Raw genomic sequence first — 15,731 nt, forward strand, 5'->3', positions numbered from 1 at the left:
GCGCGGCGGGGGGCCACCCACCCGCGTGCGGTGCGGCTACCTGTGCACGGGGTCAGGCGGAGCACTATCCTGGGGACCCGTGCCCGGCGTCATCCCGCGCGGGCCCCAGACCGACGAGGCCACCGAGCCCCTCAACCCAGACCAGCCTCATCAGGAGCCGCCATGACCGAGCCCGCAACCGACCAGGTCACAGCCACCGCACCGGCCGGCCGCCGGCACCGCGTCGTCATCGTCGGCTCCGGCTTCGGCGGTCTGTTCGCCGCGCAGCAGCTCGCCAAAGCGGACGTCGACGTGACCCTGGTGGCCAGGACCGGCCACCACCTGTTCCAGCCCCTGCTGTACCAGGTGGCCACCGGCATCCTCTCCGTGGGCGAGATCGCCCCGCCGACGCGACTCATCCTGAGGGATCAGAAGAACGCCACCGTGGTCCTGGGTGATGTCGACACGATCGACGTGGCAGGGAAGAGGATCCACGCCTCGGCAGGACACATCGACTTCGATCTCGAGTACGACAGCCTGGTCGTCGCCGCGGGGGCCAACCAGTCCTACTTCGGGAACGACCACTTCGAGCGGTGGGCGCCGGGGATGAAGACCGTCGACGATGCGCTCGAGTTGCGCAGCCGCATCCTCGGCTGCTTCGAGCAGGCCGAGGTCATCGACGACGAGGAGGAGCGCCGCCGGCTGCTGACCTTCATCATCGTCGGGGCCGGCCCGACCGGGGTCGAGATGGCGGGTCAGGTCGCCGAGCTCGCCCAGCACACCCTGAAGGACAGCTTCCGCCGCATCGATCCGGCGTCCGCACGCGTGATCCTCCTCGACGCCGCCCCGGCCGTGTTGCCCCCGTTCGGAAACAACCTCGGCCACGCGGCCCGCGCTCGGCTGGAGAAGATGGGCGTCGAGATCCAGCTCAACGCCATGGTCACCAACGTCGACTACCAGGGCATCGAGGTCAAGGACCCGGACGATTCGGTCCGCCGGATCGACGCCTCGTGCAAGATCTGGTCCGCGGGCGTCAAGGCCAGCCCGCTCGGCAAGCAACTCGCCGACCAGACGGATGCGGAGATCGACCGTGCCGGGCGCGTGCTGGTCAACAAGGACCTCTCACTGCCCGGTCACCCGGAGATCTTCGTCGTGGGCGACATGATGAGCCTCGACGGATTGCCCGGTGTCGCGCAGGTCGCCATCCAGGGCGGCAAGTATGCGGCCAAGCAGATCATGGCCGAGGTGGAGAAGGGCCGGACCCCAGCCGAGCGGAAGCCGTTCAAGTACTTCGACAAGGGGTCCATGGCCACGGTGTCGCGCTACAGCGCAGTCGTGAAGATGGGACCGATCGAGATCTCGGGCTTCATCGCCTGGGTCATGTGGCTGGTGGTACACCTCGCCTACCTGATCGGCTTCAAGAACCGGATCACCACCATGTTCTCGTGGGGCATGCACATGGGCGGCGACCACCGGTCGCAGCTGACCTCCACCAAGCAGTGGGTCTACGCGCGCCAGGCCATCGAGCGGGTGGCTGCGGACGAGGCGGCCGCACTCCAGTCGGCCGAGCGGTCCCGCGTCGAGGCGCAGCAGTCGGCGTCCGCCTCGGCCACGACCGACTGACCGGGGCGAGACGGCGACGCGCCCGGCGGGATCCACCCGCCGGGCGCGTCTTTCTCTCTGCCAGGGAGTTCTCCCGGTCTCAGACGCTTCCCTGCCCGCTTACTGGAGATTCGCGAGCCGTACCTGCCCGACCGCTGCGGTGCGCCCCCGGTCGTCCTCGATCTCGACCCGCCAGAGTTGCTGTGAGCGGCCGCGGTGGACGGGCGTGCCCGTCGCCGTGAGGGTGCCCTCCGTGACGGCGCGCAGGAAGTCGGTGGAGTTGTTGACACCGACCACCTTGCCCTCGCCACCGAGCCACACCGCGCCGGCGATACTCGCGACCTCCTCCGCGATCGCGCAGTACACACCGCCATGGACGATCCCGTAGGGCTGGTGGAGATGCGGCCCCACCGTCACCGTGACGACCACCTTGTCGGGCGTCACCTCGGTGTATTCCATCCCGATCCCGCCGCCGAACCCGGTCCCGGAATGGGAACGGATCATGTTGATGAATTCGCTACGAGCCGCCTCGGACATCCGACCTCTTTCCCCGGCCCGGCGTGCCCGGGCGTCCGGGACGGAACGTTACCCGCGGGGACGGGCGCCCGTCGCGACTCCCTCGACGCGCAGCGCGCCTACGACGCTCAGCGGACCGATCGCCAACCGCGGTCCCGCACGGGGATCGGCCCGGCACCGGGGGTGCGTGGGAGCCGGCTCCGTCGCCGGACCGCCAGGCCCGAGTCGTGGAGAGCCTGCAGGACCATCTGCCCGCGACGGTAGCCGGTCTCCTGACTGGTCTCCGCGAACGTGGGGACGATCGTCGCGGCGCCGAGGACGCACTCGCCCGCCATCGACCACAGCGTCTCCACACTGCAGTTGCTCACCGCCGACAGCCCCTCGAACACCGTCGTCAGTGTCGCGCGCGACCGGCAGGCGAGCCACTGCGCCAATGCCTGCTCGCAGGGCAGGATCACGGTGCCGGGCGAACCCGCGACGGGGTCGTCGGGCAGCATCCTCAGGGTGGTGTCGCGGACGCCCGCCCAGTCCAGGCCGCCCTCGATGTCGGTTCGCACGGCCATGTTCTCGGCGCCGGTGTCCCACACCCTGCCGATGGTGACGAAACTGGCCACGGCCCTGCCGAGGACGCCGTGGGTGAATGCCTCCGCCACGAGATAGGTCGAGAAACGGATATCGCCGGACTCCGCGAAGTGGTTGCGGAACATGAGTTCCACCCGCCCGCTGTCGACCGCCTGCTCGAGCGGCACCCACCGACGTCGCGACTGCGTGCCCAGATCAGCGATCGAGTAGAACTTGGGATAGCCCGCGCGAAAGCCGCCGAGCGCCTCGACCGTGTCGTCGAACACGGTGCGTGTCCCCATCAACTGCGTGGGCAGCGTTGAGCCGGTCATGTCTGGTCTTCCCCCTAGTCGGTTCCTCTACACGGCCGGTCCGTCCCTACGAAGTACGTCCCGGCACCGCGATCCGACCCCCCGATCCGCAGTGGCCCAGGTCATCCGGCCGGTATTAAGTGTTACAACAGACACCCGTCCGTAACCAAGGGATTTCGCCCGGTTCGGCCAAACGGTGCACTCAGTGCACGTCTGATCTGTCAGCAAGAACACAGGTGGTGTTCAGCCACGCGGTGAGTGTCGGTACCCATCACCGCAGGTCCGACCGGCCGGAGGGCGTCGACTACTCTGAACACCATGAGTACTGAACGCGAAGGCGCGACGCCCACCTCCGACACTGCCGGAACCGCCGATATCGGTGTGACCGGTCTCGCCGTCATGGGCTCGAACATCGCCCGCAACTTCGCCCGGCACGGGTACACGGTCGCCGTCCACAACCGCTCCGCGGGGAAGACCGACGCACTGCTCGGCGCGCACGGCGATGACGGGGACTTCGTCCGCACCGAGACGATCGAGGAGTTCGCGGCAGCGCTGCGTTCCCCCCGTCGGGCACTGGTCATGGTCCAGGCCGGCGCACCGACCGATGCAGTGATCGACGCGCTCGCCGATGCCTTCGACGAGGGCGACATCATCATCGATGGTGGCAACTCCCTGTACACGGACACCATCCGGCGCGAGAAGGCCATGGCCGCGCGCGGAATCCGGTTCATCGGTGCCGGGATCTCCGGCGGCGAGGAAGGGGCCCTGGAGGGACCGTCCATCATGCCGGGCGGCCCGGCCTCCAGCTATGAGGTCGTCGGGCCGATGCTCGAGGACATCTCGGCGAAGGTCGACGGGATCGCCTGCTGTACCCATGTCGGCGAGGACGGCTCGGGTCACTTCGTCAAGATGGTCCACAACGGCATCGAATACTCGGACATGCAGCTCATCGGCGAGGCCTACCATCTCCTCCGGGGCGTGGCCGGGATCGAGCCGGCCGCCATGGCCGATACATTCCGCGAATGGAACACAGGCGAACTCGACTCCTACCTCATCGAGATCACCGCCGAGGTCCTCGCCCAGGTGGACGCCGAGACCGGCGCCGCCCTGGTGGACGTGATCGTGGATCGGGCCGGGCAGAAGGGCACCGGTCGCTGGACCGTCAAGTCCGCTCTCGACCTGGGCGTCCCCGTCACCGGTATCGCCGAGGCGGTGTTCGCGCGAGCCCTCTCGAGCTCGGTTCCGCAGCGCGAAGCCGGTCGGGCCCTGCCCGCGGGCTCCGTATCCACTCCCGCCGGGATCGGCCCCGATTTCGTGGAGGACGTGCGCAAGGCGCTCTACGCGTCCAAGGTCATCGCCTACGCCCAGGGGTTCGATCAGATCACCGCTGCCAACGCCGAGCACGGCTGGGAAGTGGCGCGCGGTGACCTCGCCACCATCTGGCGCGGGGGTTGCATCATCCGCGCCACGTTCCTCGACCGCATCCGCGAGGCGTACGCCGAGAACGGCGATCTCCCCTCACTCCTCGCCGCGCCGTACTTCGCCGAGGCCCTGTCCGACTGCGTGGACAGTTGGCGCCGGGTCGTGACGACCGCGGTGACCGCAGGGATCCCCGCACCCGGGTTCTCCGCCGCCCTGGCCTACTACGACGGCCTCCGGACCGAACGCCTGCCGGCCGCGCTCATCCAGGGCCAGCGTGACTTCTTCGGCGCGCACACCTACCAGCGCACCGATCGAGAGGGGAGCTACCACACCCTCTGGAGCGGCGACCGTTCAGAGGTGCGGGCCTGACCGGCCCGCGGCCCGGGGAACTGGGCCGCCTGCTCGAGGAGTTGGGAGTCGCGGTCCCGATCCGGCACGCCGTGTCGGGTCTGGTTCCGGGGACGCCCACCCCGATCCAGGCCGCCGCCCTCGCGGATGCCGTCGGGGGCGCGAACCTCCTGGCCGTCGCCCCCACCGGATCGGGCAAGACGTTGGTGTTCGCCATCGCGGTGGCCCACCGCCTCGCCGGGTCGCCGAGCCTGACCGGCCGGCCCCGCGCCCTGGTCGTCGCCCCCACTCGCGAACTGGCCGAGCAGAACGCCGAGGTCCTCGCCGCGGTGGGCGCGGGCGCCGGGCTGAAGATCGCCTCGTTCGTCGGGGGACAACCCCTCAAACGGGACCGGCGCGCGCTCATAGCTCCGGTCGACGTGGCCGTCGGGACCCCCGGGCGTCTCGCCGACCTGGTGCGCGCCTCGGCCCTGTCCCTGGACGGTGTGGACCTGGTGGTGCTCGACGAAGCCGATCAACTGCTGGGTCCGTCCTTCGCCGAGCAGACAGAGGCCCTTCTCGCCGACTGCGTCGGCGCGGGCCTCGTGGCGACCACCGCCACGGCCGACGACGACATCGAGTCGATTCTGGAACGCACACGCCCGGGACTCCGGGTGCACCGCGTGGAGCACTCACCGCTCCCGTCGTCGGCCCCCACCCGCGGCGACTCCGAGGCGGCCGGGGCACCTCGTCGACTGGTGGTGCTCTCGACCCCGGACCCGGACCGTCTGGTGGTCCGCCTGGCGGCACGGTGCACCCGTGGCCTGTTCTTCGTCCCCAGACGGGACGCCGTGGAGCCCCTGCGTTCGGCAATCGCCGACACCGGCGTCACCGCTGCCGGGGTCGCGGGGTCCGCCTCCCCCACCCGCCGGGCGGCCGCGTTCGCCGATCTGGCATCGGGAGCGGTGAGGGTCCTGGTGAGCACCGACCTGGCGGGGCGGGGCCTCGACATCGACAGCATCGGACACGTGGTGCACGTGGGCCCACCGCACTCGATGGACGACCTCGTCCACCGCTCCGGGAGAACCGGTCGAGGCGACGCCCGGGCCGGCGTCGTCGCCGCGGTTCTCCGTCCCTTCGAGGTCGCCAAGGTCGCCGACCAGGCACGTTCGGCCGGTATGACGGTCGAGATCGTCGACACCTCCCGGTCCGACACGGAGCGGGTCATCGACGCGCTGTTCGGCCCGGAGATCGTCCTGCCACGTGCCCGCAGGGCACCCGCACCGCCGGAGCGGTCCCGCCGCCCCTCGCAACCCCGACGTCCGACGCAGTCCCGGGTTCACCGCCCCAAACGGAAGAAGCGCTCGTGACCTCCGCGCGTCGACGGGACCGTCATCGGGACGGTGCCCCGGTCGTCGTTCCCGAAGAACTCTGGCGCCTTCGCGAACAGCGACACCACGACAGGGTCGACCGTCTCACCACCGACCACCTGGAGCGTCGTCGCAGGGGCGAGCAACACCCGGTCGTCGACTTCCTCTTCACCTACTACCGCACCAGCGTCGCCACCGTCCGACGGTGGCACCCGGGCCCGGGTGTCCTACTGGAGAGCGCCCACCTGACCGAACGTCAGGACTGGCGCCACTACCGCCGGGAGAGTGTGGCCGGCCGGGAGGGGCTCGTGGTCGACGCACCCTCGGTGTGGCGACGCGCCGGCGGCAGGATCACACGGGCACGTGACGTGATCGCGTCCACCGCGTCCCGCCGGGGCGCCACCGGATGCTTCGGTCTGCACGAATGGGCGATGCTGTACGAGACCGGACAGGGGGACGTCCGGCACGGCCGGGTACCCCTGCGGCTCCCACACGAGCGGATCGACGAGGTCGTCCGAGGTTCCCGCCTGCGGTGCACGCACTTCGACGCTTTCCGCTTCTTCACCGATGCCGCCGTCCCCCGAAACCAGGATTCGCTGACCCGGGACGACCAACTCCGACTGGAGCAGCCTGCCTGTCTCCACGCCGGAATGGACATCTACGCCCACACCGCGACGGTGGAGGCGGGAGCACCGGGGGAACTACTCTTGGACTCCCTCGCGGCGGCATTCGACGCGCGGGAGGTGGACATGCGGTCCTCCCCCTACGATCTGTCCTCCTGGGGGCTCCGACCGATCCGGGTGGAGACCAGCGAGGGTCGGGCCGAGTTCGTCGCGTTCCAGAAGAAGTGGACGGAGCGCACACAGCGCCTCAGGTCGAGATTCCTCGCCGCCGTCGACACACTGGAGGACCTGGCGTCCCCCGTGGGCGATCTAGTGACCTGAGGACGTGAGCTGAGGACTCGTCACACCGGGGCCGCGTCGAACTGGTCTACGGCCACCTCGGCGACGACTCTGCCGAACTCGCCGTAGGCTTCCGCTCCCGCGGTGGCGCTGCGCAGTACCAATCCGATCGTGCGGCCCGGGACGGGATCAGCGAACCTCGCGACCGCGATCCCCGGATCCCGGGTCTCGGGACCGACCGCGGACTCGGGGACGAGCGTCACGCCCAGACCACCCGCCACACACCGAACCGCGGTGGTCAGCGATGCGGCTCGGGACTCCCCTCTGCCCAACACGGGGGCGGACACCCGGCGGCACAGTTCCACCGTCTGTTCGCGCAGACAGTGCCCCTCGTCGAGCATCAACAGCGGTTGGTCGACGAGGATCTCCAAGGGCAACCCCTCTCTGCCCGCGAGTTCGTGATCCGCGGGCACGAGGAGCGCGAAGGGCTCGCTGTACAGCGGCGTGGCGGCCACCCCCACAGCGTCCGTGGGGACGGCCATGATCGCCAGGTCGATCACGCCGCTCCGGAGTCCGTCCAGGAGCCTGGCCGTCTGATCCTCGACGACCCTCGGTCGCAGGTCCGGGAACCGCTCCCCCAGTGCGGGCAGCAGCCCGGGCAAGAGATAGGGAGCCACCGTCGGGATGACCCCGATGCGCAGCGAGCCGAACAACGGCCCGTCGCTTCCCGCCGCCGCGTCCGCCACCGCGTCCATCGCGGTCACCGCGGCCCGGGCGTACGGCAGGAGCCGGTGACCCGCGGGGGTGACGAGGACGGAGCGGGTGCTGCGCTCGACCAGGTGGAGACCGAGCCCGTCCTCCAGCGTCGCCAGGGCCTGGGACAGCGAGGGCTGGCTCATGCCGAGGTCCTCCGCGGCGCTACGAAAGTGCAGCCGCTCCGCCACCGCGAGGAACACCCGGAGCTGCATGAGACTCGGAACGAACCGATGATCGGCCATGTCGATGAGTCTATGCCCGGCGATAACCAGAAGTCGATGATTATTTGCACAACCCTATGAGTGATCTACCTCTCATCGACTTTACCTCTCATAGGAAGTGGGGCATAGTCGGGTTCGTCCGTCCGACACAGGCACATCCTCAGGAGGATCACATGGCTATTCTCACCATCGGCGACCAGTTCCCCGACTTCGAACTCACCGCACTCAAGGGCGGTGACCTGCAGGCGGTCAATGCCCAGCAGCCGGAGGACTACTTCGAGACCGTCACCAACCAGTCCTACGAGGGCAAGTGGCGCGTGATCTTCTTCTACCCGAAGGACTTCACCTTCGTCTGCCCCACGGAGATCGCCGCGTTCGGCAAGCTCGACGAGGACTTCCAGGACCGCGACACGCAGATCCTCGGCGGCTCCATCGACAACGAGTTCGCGCACTTCAACTGGCGTGCGACCAACGACGAGCTCAAGACCGTGCCGTTCCCGCTGCTGTCGGACATCAAGCACGAGCTCATCCGCGCTCTCGGCGTGGAGAACGCCGACGGTGTCGCAGATCGTGCCACCTTCATCGTCGACCCGGACAACGTCATCCAGTTCGTCTCGGTCACCCCGGACGCTGTCGGCCGCAACGTGGACGAGGTTCTCCGCGTCCTCGACGCCCTCCAGTCGTCCGAGGTCTGCGCCTGCAACTGGCAGAAGAACGACCCGACGAAGAACATCAACAAGATGGACATGCTGCAGGAGGGCATCAAGTGAGCATTGAGAACCTGAAGTCCGGACTCCCCGAGTTCGCCAAGGATCTCAAGCTGAACCTGGGTTCGCTCGCGCGATCCACCGAGCTGAACCAGCAGCAGCTCTGGGGGACGTTCCTCGCCACCGCCGCTGCGACCAAGTCGGCGACCGTCCTGTCAGAGATCGCGGACGAGGCCCGCCAGCACCTGTCGGACGAGGCGTTCAACGCCGCCCTCGGCGCCGCCTCGATCATGGGGATGAACAACGTGGCCTACCGCGCCAAGGAGTTCCTGGGCGATGACTACACCCAGGTCCGCATGGGCCTGCGGATGAACATCATCGCCAACCCGGGCGTGGAGAAGGCCGACTTCGAGCTGTGGTCGATGGCCGTCTCCACGATCAACGGCTGCGAGAACTGTACTGCCGCTCACGATGCCGTCATCCGCAAGGAGGGCATCACCAAGGAGCAGGCCTGGGAGGCGGTGAAGATCGCCGGCACCGTCGCCGGCGTCGCACAGGCCGTCGAGATCGACGCAAACATCTGATCCTCACCCTCCCCCGGTGAACACGGGCCCCGCTGACCGCGCGTCAGCGGGGCCCTGTCGTCTCTTCCGGTTGCGGGCGCGCGGCGAGTTGCCCCTCCCGCAAAACACTCCCCGGCACTAGGTTCGTATGTAGAGCCGGGGAAATCCTTCGCGGCGCACCTAGCGATCTGGAGACGTCATGACTACCGGAGGTACCCCGTCAGGGGACGGCTTCCCGAACGATCCGTCCAACTCCGGCCCGGGCGAGCCGAACTGGGGCCGGGGTTACGGGGAACAGGGCCACGGGAACCAGAATTACGGCCCGACGCAGGGTCAGGAACCCTACCCGGGGCAGGGTTACGGTCAGGAGCCCTACCCCGGTCAGGGTCAAGGTCACGAGCCCTACCCCGGCCAGGGATACGGACAGCAGGGTTACGGGCAGCAGAATTATGGCCACCAGTCCTTCGGCGATCCCGCCTACGGCGGTGCGTACGGGCAGAGCGGTCCGGGCGGCGGCCCGGTCATGAAGGGCAAGGTGTCCGCGACCGACGCGGTCAGTGCCGGTTGGCAGCTGTTCAAGAACAACCCGCTGCCCTGGGTTCTCATCACCCTGGCGAGCGTGGTGGTCGGCAGTATCGCGGGGCAGCTCGCGAACTCCGAGTCTCTCGGGGTGGTGTTCTCGGCCCAGATCATCTCCTTCGTCGTCGGACTGCTGTTCCAGGCGTTCATCCTGCGCGGCGCCCTGCTCGAGGTGGACGGACACAGGCCCGCTATCGGCGACTTCTTCAAACTGCACAACTTCGGCTGGTTTGTCGTCGCGGCGATCCTCGTCGGGATCGCGACGTTCGTCGGGCTCATCGGCTTCATCATCGGCGCGTTCGTCGTGGCGTTCTTCCTGTACTGGACGCAGTACTTCGTCGTCGACCGCAACATGACCGCCACCGACGCGATCGTCTCGAGCTTCAACGCGATCAAGTCGGACGCCGGCAACCTCGTCGCACTCGCCCTCCTCAACGTCCTCATCCTCGTGGTGGGCGCGCTGGCACTGCTCGTCGGCCTGTTCGTGGCGATTCCGGTCACCACACTCGCCTCGGTCTACGCCTACCGGGCGATCACCGGGCCGAGCGACTTCTCCCGCGCCGCGACCGCGGCGGTCTGACCCCCGCCGACGTCGTCCATCGCTCGCGAAGCAACCGGACAGCCCCGACGACCATCCGGTCGCCGGGGCTGTCCCGTCCCGCGGAGCGGAGCGTCAGGCGCCGCCGGTCTCGTCCTCGGGTGACGCCGGGGCCCCGGCGTCAGCGTCAGCCTCGTGCAGCATCTCCTTCTCGTGCGTCGAGGCCCGTCGGACCGCCCAGACGGTTCCCAGGAAGGCCACGAGTGCCAACGGCCATCCCATGCCGATGCGCGCGGCACCGAGCCAGGTGACCTCGTCATTGAGGTACAGCGCGTATTGCAGGACGGCTCGGATGGCGAACAGTCCGGCCCAGAACGACGTCGCGACCGTATACCACCGCCGGGCCGCCGGAATCCGGCGCCAGGCCATCCCCCTGCCGTCGAGGAATCCCCAGATCACTCCGACCAGAGGCCAGCGGACGAGCGCGGAGATCGCGAACGCCGCGCCGTACACGGCCTGGGTGATGATCCCGTAGAGGAAATAACCCTTGGCGTCGCCGGTCCGCCAGGCGATGAAGACGCAGATGGCGACACCGATGAAACCCGAGATCGCGGGCTGCGGGTTCTCGCGACGCCCCAGCGACCACGCCAACATCGCCACGGCGACGCCCAGCGCACCCCAGATCGCGGCGGTCAGCCCCCAGATCCCGTTGAGGGGGACGAACGTGAGAATCGGGATCGACGAGTACACCAGCCCCCGGATCCCGCCCATCTGATCGATCAGGGACGCGTCGGGGTCCCCGAAGGACGATTTCCGGCGCGTCGCACCGGTCTTCTGCGGGGTCGCCCGTTCAGACTCGGTCACGCGACTCCTCCACGGCGGTGCGGGGCTGCTCGTCCAGTAGCTCATAACGCGGGTTGAACATGATCTTGTGTCCGTGCCGGACGCCGACCCGTCCGGTGACACGGAGGCACCGGCCGGTGTCGATGCCCGGAACGGTGCGTCGCCCGAGCCAACACACCTCGACCGCGCCCGTGCCGTCGAAGACCTCGGCGGTGAGACCGAGGAAGTCCTCTCCCCCACACGTCAGGACGGTGCGGACACGCCCCGTCAGGGTCACGTGATCCCCACGCGACACAGTCGCGACATGCGAGCATCCGGTACGGTGCACCCGGCCGGCGAGGTCAGCCGCGTCGAGCATTTCCACCGGATCGGTGAGCCGGGCGGTCAATGCCCGGAGCGTTCGGGGGAACGGCACGGTCACCCCCCCGCTCGCTGGTCGGGAAACCTCACAGGTCGTCGTCCCCGTCACGGAGCCTGTCCATCGCGCTACCGTCTCTCCGCGGCGCCCTGGGGGCACTGTCCGGCGCGGGCGACGCCGCGGGAGCGGCAGGCTGCGCCTGGGGGTTCCGGGATGCCCGAGCCTCCTGCGATGCCGGCGACTGGGCCTGAGTCTGGCCGGCAGGGCCTGGCTGGCGCGTCTGGCCGGCACTGCCGGGCTGGCCGGTCTGGCCTGCCGCCATCTGCTGCTGGTACGCCTGTGCCTGCTGCTGCGCGGCCAGCTGGGACTGCGCCTGCGTCAGTGCTTGTTGGATCTCGTCCGGAATGGTGAGCGGTAGCTGCTCACGAACCGGCATGGGGCCGTCCCCGCGATGGATGAGCAGGTGCTGGAAGACCTCGCGGCCCTCCTCCGCAGCCTGGTCCGCCAGCTCGGGGGTGGCCATGATCCGCACCTCGGCGGTCCAACGGTGGCCGTCGACCCCGATCGCGCGGAAAACGGCTCCCGGCATCACCGCCACCAGTTCACGCCCCCACGGCCCGTCCTCGACGGAGACGTCCGCACCCTGTTGCTCGAGCTGCTCGCGCATTCCCGTCACCATCGTCCGCCACTGACCCGCGGACTTGGGCGCGGCGAACGCGCGTGGGATGACCCGCGAGACCTGGGTGACCACATGGAACTCGGGCTGACCGTTGGGGTCCAGTGCGACGTTCAGGTCACGTCCCTTGGGAACTCCGATGACCAGCGAACCGAGATCGATGTGGCCGTAGCCGAGCGAGGTGTAGTACCCGGGCACGTCACCGACGGACGAGCGGTCATGAGGCCCCGTCGTGGAGGGGGGCTGCGACTCCTGCTCGGTGGCCGTGGTGGCGTCGCGGGCCCCGGTCACCGGCTTCTTTCGTCCGAACATGGTGGAAATCCTCTCCCCGTGCGACCCGGCCCCGAACGGGACCGTCTCGGGTCGACGCTACCCAACGAGGTGGACGCCGGTCAGGTCAGGCGGTGGTGCCCGCCCGTCGACCCGTGGCCGCCCTCACCCCGGTCGGTCTCGCCGAGCTCGTCGACCTCCACCACATCCCACAGTTCGACGCGCTGGACCAGGAACTGGGCGATGCGGTCACCACGTCCGATACGGACCGGCTCCGTGGGGTCCAGGTTGACGAGGTTGACCTTGATCTCCCCCCGGTAGCCGGCGTCGACCGTCCCCGGGGCGTTGACGATCGACAGACCCGCCCGTGCCGCGAGGCCGGACCGCGGATGGACCAGGCCCACGTAGCCCGCGGGGACCGCCACCGCCACCCCCGTGCCCACCAGGGCCCGGTGCCCCGGCGCCAGCTCACAGTCGTGCGCGGCGTGCAGATCGATTCCCGCATCCGTGGCGTGTGCCCGGACCGGAAGGGGAAGCCCACGGTCCAGACGGCGTACCCGTAGCACCCCGCCGGTGCCGTTCTCGTCGTCCGGATCGCTCATGGCCTCTCGCCCTCCTGCCGGGCCCGGCCCGGTTGCTCGATAGTCTTGATGTCGTGACCGAAGAAGATCTCCGCCCGCCCCCCGATCGCACTCCGCGTCCGGTCCACTCCGAAACTCTCCGGGTCCCGGCATGGTGGTGGGCCGTACTCGCCGTGGTCACCTTCGTGGTGGTCGCCCAGGCGATCGTGCTCGACGCCAGGTGGTGGCTGTGGCTACTGGCGGTCGTCGTCCCCGCGCTGCTCGCCTGGCTGTTCATCTCGGTCGGACGCGTGAAGATCGAGGTCGAGTCCGATGGACAGGGAGGGGGCACCCTCTACGCGGGGCAGGCCCGCCTGCCGTTCGACGCCATCGCCCGCAGCGCCGTGGTGCCCGCCACCGCCAAGCAGGCCGCGATGGGGCGCCAACTCGACCCCGAGGCGTTCGTCGTCCACCGGGGGTACATTCCCACGATGGTCATCGTGGTCCTCGACGACCCGATGGATCCCACACCGTACTGGCTCATCAGCACGCGTGACCCCGAAGGGCTCGCGGCGGCGTTACCGGACAACCACTACAGCTGATCGGTCACGCCCGCCGCGCGGTGACGGTTCAGCCTGCGCAGTCCACACAGATCGGCATGCCGTCCCGCTCCTCCGCGAAACGGCTGCGGTGATGGACCAGGAAGCACTCGCCACAGGTGAACTCGTTGTCCTGCTCCGGCACGACCCGCACCGTGAGCTCTTCACCGGACAGGTCGGCGCCGGGCAGTTCGTAGGACTCGGCGGTGTCCGTCTCGTCCACGTCGACCTCGCCGGTCGCTCCCTCTGCACGCCGGGCCTTCAGCTCCTCCAGCGAATCACCGGTGAGCTCGTCTGCCTCGGTCCGGCGGGGGGCGTCGTAGTCGGTTGCCATGAGTCTCATTTCTGCGGGTCTGAGTGGGGGGCGCGCGGGCCGGTCACGGACTGACCAGCGCACGCATAGTAACGGAATTACCCGCCATTTTCATCCGCGGCATCCGTCAGTGCGGCGACCGGGCCGACAGACGCCGGGCGTTTACAGTGATGGGTCAGGGCCCGGAGGGGCTCTCACTCCGTCCACCTGCAGGAAAGGACCTCATGGTCGTCCACCTCAGCACCCAGGCGACACCGAGTCCGACCCCCACCCGGGGGATACACCGTCTGCGTTCCGCCTACGTCCTGTTCGTGGTGGTGGCGCTGGTGCTGGGAGCACTCGTCTGGGCCACCGCACTGCGGGGAAATGACGCCGCCACACAGGCCGCGGCGTGTCCGGTACCCCCCGCGGCCGAGGACGCGGGCCTCCGTGACCAGCCCGCGGACGCCCTCGACGGGGTCGAGCCGGCACTACTGGACGAGACCCGCGTCCGCGTGCTGAACGCGAACGGGCAGAGCGGCCAGGCCGGAGCGGTGGCCGCTCAACTCGCCGAACGCGGATTCCAGCCCGCCGGCTCGAACGCCATCGGCAACGACCCGATCTACGGGCAGGCCCTCGAGTGCCACGGACAGATCCGCTACGGCGACGCGGGGCAGGCGGCCGCGCGGTCACTCTCGCTCGCGGCGCCGTGCATGCAACTGGTGAGGGACGGCCGTGAGGACAACACGGTCGACCTCGCACTGGGCACGATCTTCTCGCGGTTGTCCGACTCGACGGAGGCGGTGGGGGCACTCGACGAACTCGAGGTCGGGCGTCAGCCCATCTCCGCCGAACTCGACGCGGCCCGCATGGTCAGCTGTTGACCCCGGCCGACAGGTGGTCGAGCGCACCGAGGAAGTCCTCCGCCACGCCGGGCGATGCAGCGGTCGTCGGCACCGCGGGGTCGTCCGACACGGTTACCATCGCACCGGCTTCGCCCGCGACGAGGGCCCCGGCAGCGTAGTCCCACGGCTTCAACCCGCGCTCGTAGTAGGCATCCAGCCGGCCACCGGCGACCATGCACAGATCCAGTGCCGCCGACCCACACCTCCGGATGTCCCGTACGCGCGGCAGCAGGCCCGCGACCACCCGACCCTGCTCGGCCCGGATCCCGGCGTCGTAGGAGAAGCCGGTACCGACCAGTGACAGGGACAGGTCCACGCACGCCGAGGTCCGCAGCGCCCTCGACGTGCCGTCGGCCTCCCGCAGGGTCGCCCCGCGGCCGAGGCCTGCCGACCACGTCTCACGGGTGACGATGTTGTGCACCGCCCCCGCCACCACGACGCCGTCCACCTCCGCGGCCACCGAGACCGCCGTGAACGGGATGCCATAGAGCAGGTTGACGGTCCCGTCGACCGGGTCGACGATCCAGCGCACGCTTCCCCGGCCACCCGGGGCGTCGGCCGAACCGGACTCCTCGCCGCCCTCCTCGCCCAGCACCCGGTCACCCGGACGGCTGGACTCGATCTCCCCGCGCAGATTCTGCTCCACCGAGGTGTCGATGACGGTCACCGGATCCGTGGCCGAGGTCTTGGAGCGCGAGTCCAGACCAGACGTGTCGAACTCGGCCAGCATTCGCCGCGCCACGTCACCGCCGGAAGAGGCGAACCGCAGCGCGAGGGCCAGCAAGTCGTCGATGAACTCCGGGCCCGGTCGGCCGACCGCCGCGTCTGTCCCCCGCCCCGTCATGTGCGTCTCCTCGTCGTCGTATCCCACATG

Annotated in this window: 18 protein-coding genes; 9 read left to right on the plus strand and 9 right to left on the minus strand. The window is 69.3% G+C overall.

Going from position 1 to position 15,731, the window contains the following annotated elements; all coding sequences use genetic code 11:
- Positions 1 to 162 precede the first annotated feature (162 nt).
- Positions 163 to 1,602 (plus strand): NAD(P)/FAD-dependent oxidoreductase, encoded by a 1,440-nt coding sequence (locus Q2K20_RS08815; protein ID WP_067717394.1) that lies wholly within the window; start codon positions 163 to 165, stop codon positions 1,600 to 1,602.
- Between the two features lie 99 nt (positions 1,603 to 1,701).
- Here Q2K20_RS08815 and Q2K20_RS08820 read toward each other — a convergent pair whose 3' ends face one another.
- Both Q2K20_RS08820 and Q2K20_RS08825 read right to left on the minus strand, forming a co-directional pair.
- Positions 1,702 to 2,118 carry a PaaI family thioesterase gene (locus Q2K20_RS08820; RefSeq protein WP_067717395.1) on the minus strand — a complete coding sequence of 139 codons (417 nt, stop codon included), beginning with the start codon at positions 2,116 to 2,118 and terminating at the stop codon, positions 1,702 to 1,704.
- Positions 2,119 to 2,225: 107 nt separating this feature from the next.
- A complete protein-coding gene (locus Q2K20_RS08825) occupies positions 2,226 to 2,990 on the minus strand; it encodes a hypothetical protein (protein ID WP_067717397.1) in 765 nt (254 codons plus the stop codon).
- 297 nt (positions 2,991 to 3,287) lie between these two features.
- Between Q2K20_RS08825 and gndA the strand changes: the two genes are divergently transcribed.
- The 3 genes from gndA to Q2K20_RS08840 are packed head-to-tail and all read left to right on the plus strand — an operon-like array spanning position 3,288 to position 7,032.
- Positions 3,288 to 4,760: an NADP-dependent phosphogluconate dehydrogenase gene (gene gndA, locus Q2K20_RS08830; RefSeq protein ID WP_067717399.1), complete on the plus strand. Its 1,473-nt coding sequence runs from the start codon at positions 3,288 to 3,290 to the stop codon at positions 4,758 to 4,760.
- A gap of 41 nt (positions 4,761 to 4,801) precedes the next feature.
- Entirely contained in the window at positions 4,802 to 6,088 is a 1,287-nt protein-coding gene (locus tag Q2K20_RS08835; RefSeq protein WP_235027775.1) for a DEAD/DEAH box helicase, read from the plus strand.
- Entirely contained in the window at positions 6,085 to 7,032 is a 948-nt protein-coding gene (locus Q2K20_RS08840; RefSeq protein WP_067717404.1) for a hypothetical protein, read from the plus strand. Before Q2K20_RS08835 ends, Q2K20_RS08840 begins: the two co-directional genes overlap by 4 nt.
- Positions 7,033 to 7,052: 20 nt before the next feature.
- Here Q2K20_RS08840 and Q2K20_RS08845 read toward each other — a convergent pair whose 3' ends face one another.
- Positions 7,053 to 7,988, minus strand: a complete 936-nt coding sequence (locus tag Q2K20_RS08845; protein ID WP_067717406.1) for a hydrogen peroxide-inducible genes activator — start codon at positions 7,986 to 7,988, stop codon at positions 7,053 to 7,055.
- A gap of 152 nt (positions 7,989 to 8,140) precedes the next feature.
- Here Q2K20_RS08845 and Q2K20_RS08850 point away from each other — a divergent pair, with 152 nt between their 5' ends.
- The 3 genes from Q2K20_RS08850 (at position 8,141) to Q2K20_RS08860 (ending at position 10,396) form a co-directional block, all read left to right on the plus strand.
- Positions 8,141 to 8,737 carry a peroxiredoxin gene (locus Q2K20_RS08850; RefSeq protein WP_067717408.1) on the plus strand — a complete coding sequence of 199 codons (597 nt, stop codon included), beginning with the start codon at positions 8,141 to 8,143 and terminating at the stop codon, positions 8,735 to 8,737.
- Positions 8,734 to 9,258 carry a carboxymuconolactone decarboxylase family protein gene (locus tag Q2K20_RS08855; protein ID WP_067717410.1) on the plus strand — a complete coding sequence of 175 codons (525 nt, stop codon included), beginning with the start codon at positions 8,734 to 8,736 and terminating at the stop codon, positions 9,256 to 9,258. Before Q2K20_RS08850 ends, Q2K20_RS08855 begins: the two co-directional genes overlap by 4 nt.
- Positions 9,259 to 9,436: 178 nt before the next feature.
- A complete protein-coding gene (locus Q2K20_RS08860; protein ID WP_269504384.1) occupies positions 9,437 to 10,396 on the plus strand; it encodes a hypothetical protein in 960 nt (319 codons plus the stop codon).
- Between the two features lie 93 nt (positions 10,397 to 10,489).
- Here the strand turns inward: Q2K20_RS08860 and Q2K20_RS08865 are convergent, their stop codons facing one another.
- The 4 genes from Q2K20_RS08865 to dut form a co-directional block, all read right to left on the minus strand.
- Positions 10,490 to 11,125: a DUF3159 domain-containing protein gene (locus Q2K20_RS08865; RefSeq protein WP_069388906.1), complete on the minus strand. Its 636-nt coding sequence runs from the start codon at positions 11,123 to 11,125 to the stop codon at positions 10,490 to 10,492.
- A 79-nt stretch (positions 11,126 to 11,204) separates the two neighbouring features.
- Positions 11,205 to 11,474: a hypothetical protein gene (locus Q2K20_RS08870; protein WP_227022268.1), complete on the minus strand. Its 270-nt coding sequence runs from the start codon at positions 11,472 to 11,474 to the stop codon at positions 11,205 to 11,207.
- A 169-nt stretch (positions 11,475 to 11,643) separates the two neighbouring features.
- Entirely contained in the window at positions 11,644 to 12,543 is a 900-nt protein-coding gene (locus Q2K20_RS08875; protein WP_132063286.1) for a DUF3710 domain-containing protein, read from the minus strand.
- Positions 12,544 to 12,623: 80 nt separating this feature from the next.
- Positions 12,624 to 13,103 carry a dUTP diphosphatase gene (dut, locus tag Q2K20_RS08880; RefSeq protein WP_120283143.1) on the minus strand — a complete coding sequence of 160 codons (480 nt, stop codon included), beginning with the start codon at positions 13,101 to 13,103 and terminating at the stop codon, positions 12,624 to 12,626.
- 53 nt (positions 13,104 to 13,156) lie between these two features.
- Between dut and Q2K20_RS08885 the strand changes: the two genes are divergently transcribed.
- Entirely contained in the window at positions 13,157 to 13,663 is a 507-nt protein-coding gene (locus Q2K20_RS08885) for a DUF3093 domain-containing protein (RefSeq protein ID WP_120283141.1), read from the plus strand.
- Positions 13,664 to 13,691: 28 nt separating this feature from the next.
- Here the strand turns inward: Q2K20_RS08885 and Q2K20_RS08890 are convergent, their stop codons facing one another.
- Positions 13,692 to 13,994, minus strand: a complete 303-nt coding sequence (locus Q2K20_RS08890) for a DUF4193 domain-containing protein (protein WP_067715850.1) — start codon at positions 13,992 to 13,994, stop codon at positions 13,692 to 13,694.
- A 203-nt stretch (positions 13,995 to 14,197) separates the two neighbouring features.
- Between Q2K20_RS08890 and cei the strand changes: the two genes are divergently transcribed.
- Positions 14,198 to 14,836, plus strand: a complete 639-nt coding sequence (gene cei / locus Q2K20_RS08895; RefSeq protein WP_269504376.1) for an envelope integrity protein Cei — start codon at positions 14,198 to 14,200, stop codon at positions 14,834 to 14,836.
- Here the strand turns inward: cei and Q2K20_RS08900 are convergent.
- Positions 14,826 to 15,701, minus strand: coding sequence for an inositol monophosphatase family protein (locus Q2K20_RS08900; protein ID WP_390890270.1), 876 nt, complete (start codon positions 15,699 to 15,701; stop codon positions 14,826 to 14,828). The genes cei and Q2K20_RS08900 overlap by 11 nt on opposite strands.
- Positions 15,702 to 15,731 lie beyond the last annotated feature (30 nt).

The sequence above is a fragment of the Dietzia sp. IN118 genome, assembly GCF_032905965.1.
Taxonomy (GTDB): Bacteria; Actinomycetota; Actinomycetes; order Mycobacteriales; family Mycobacteriaceae; genus Dietzia; species Dietzia kunjamensis.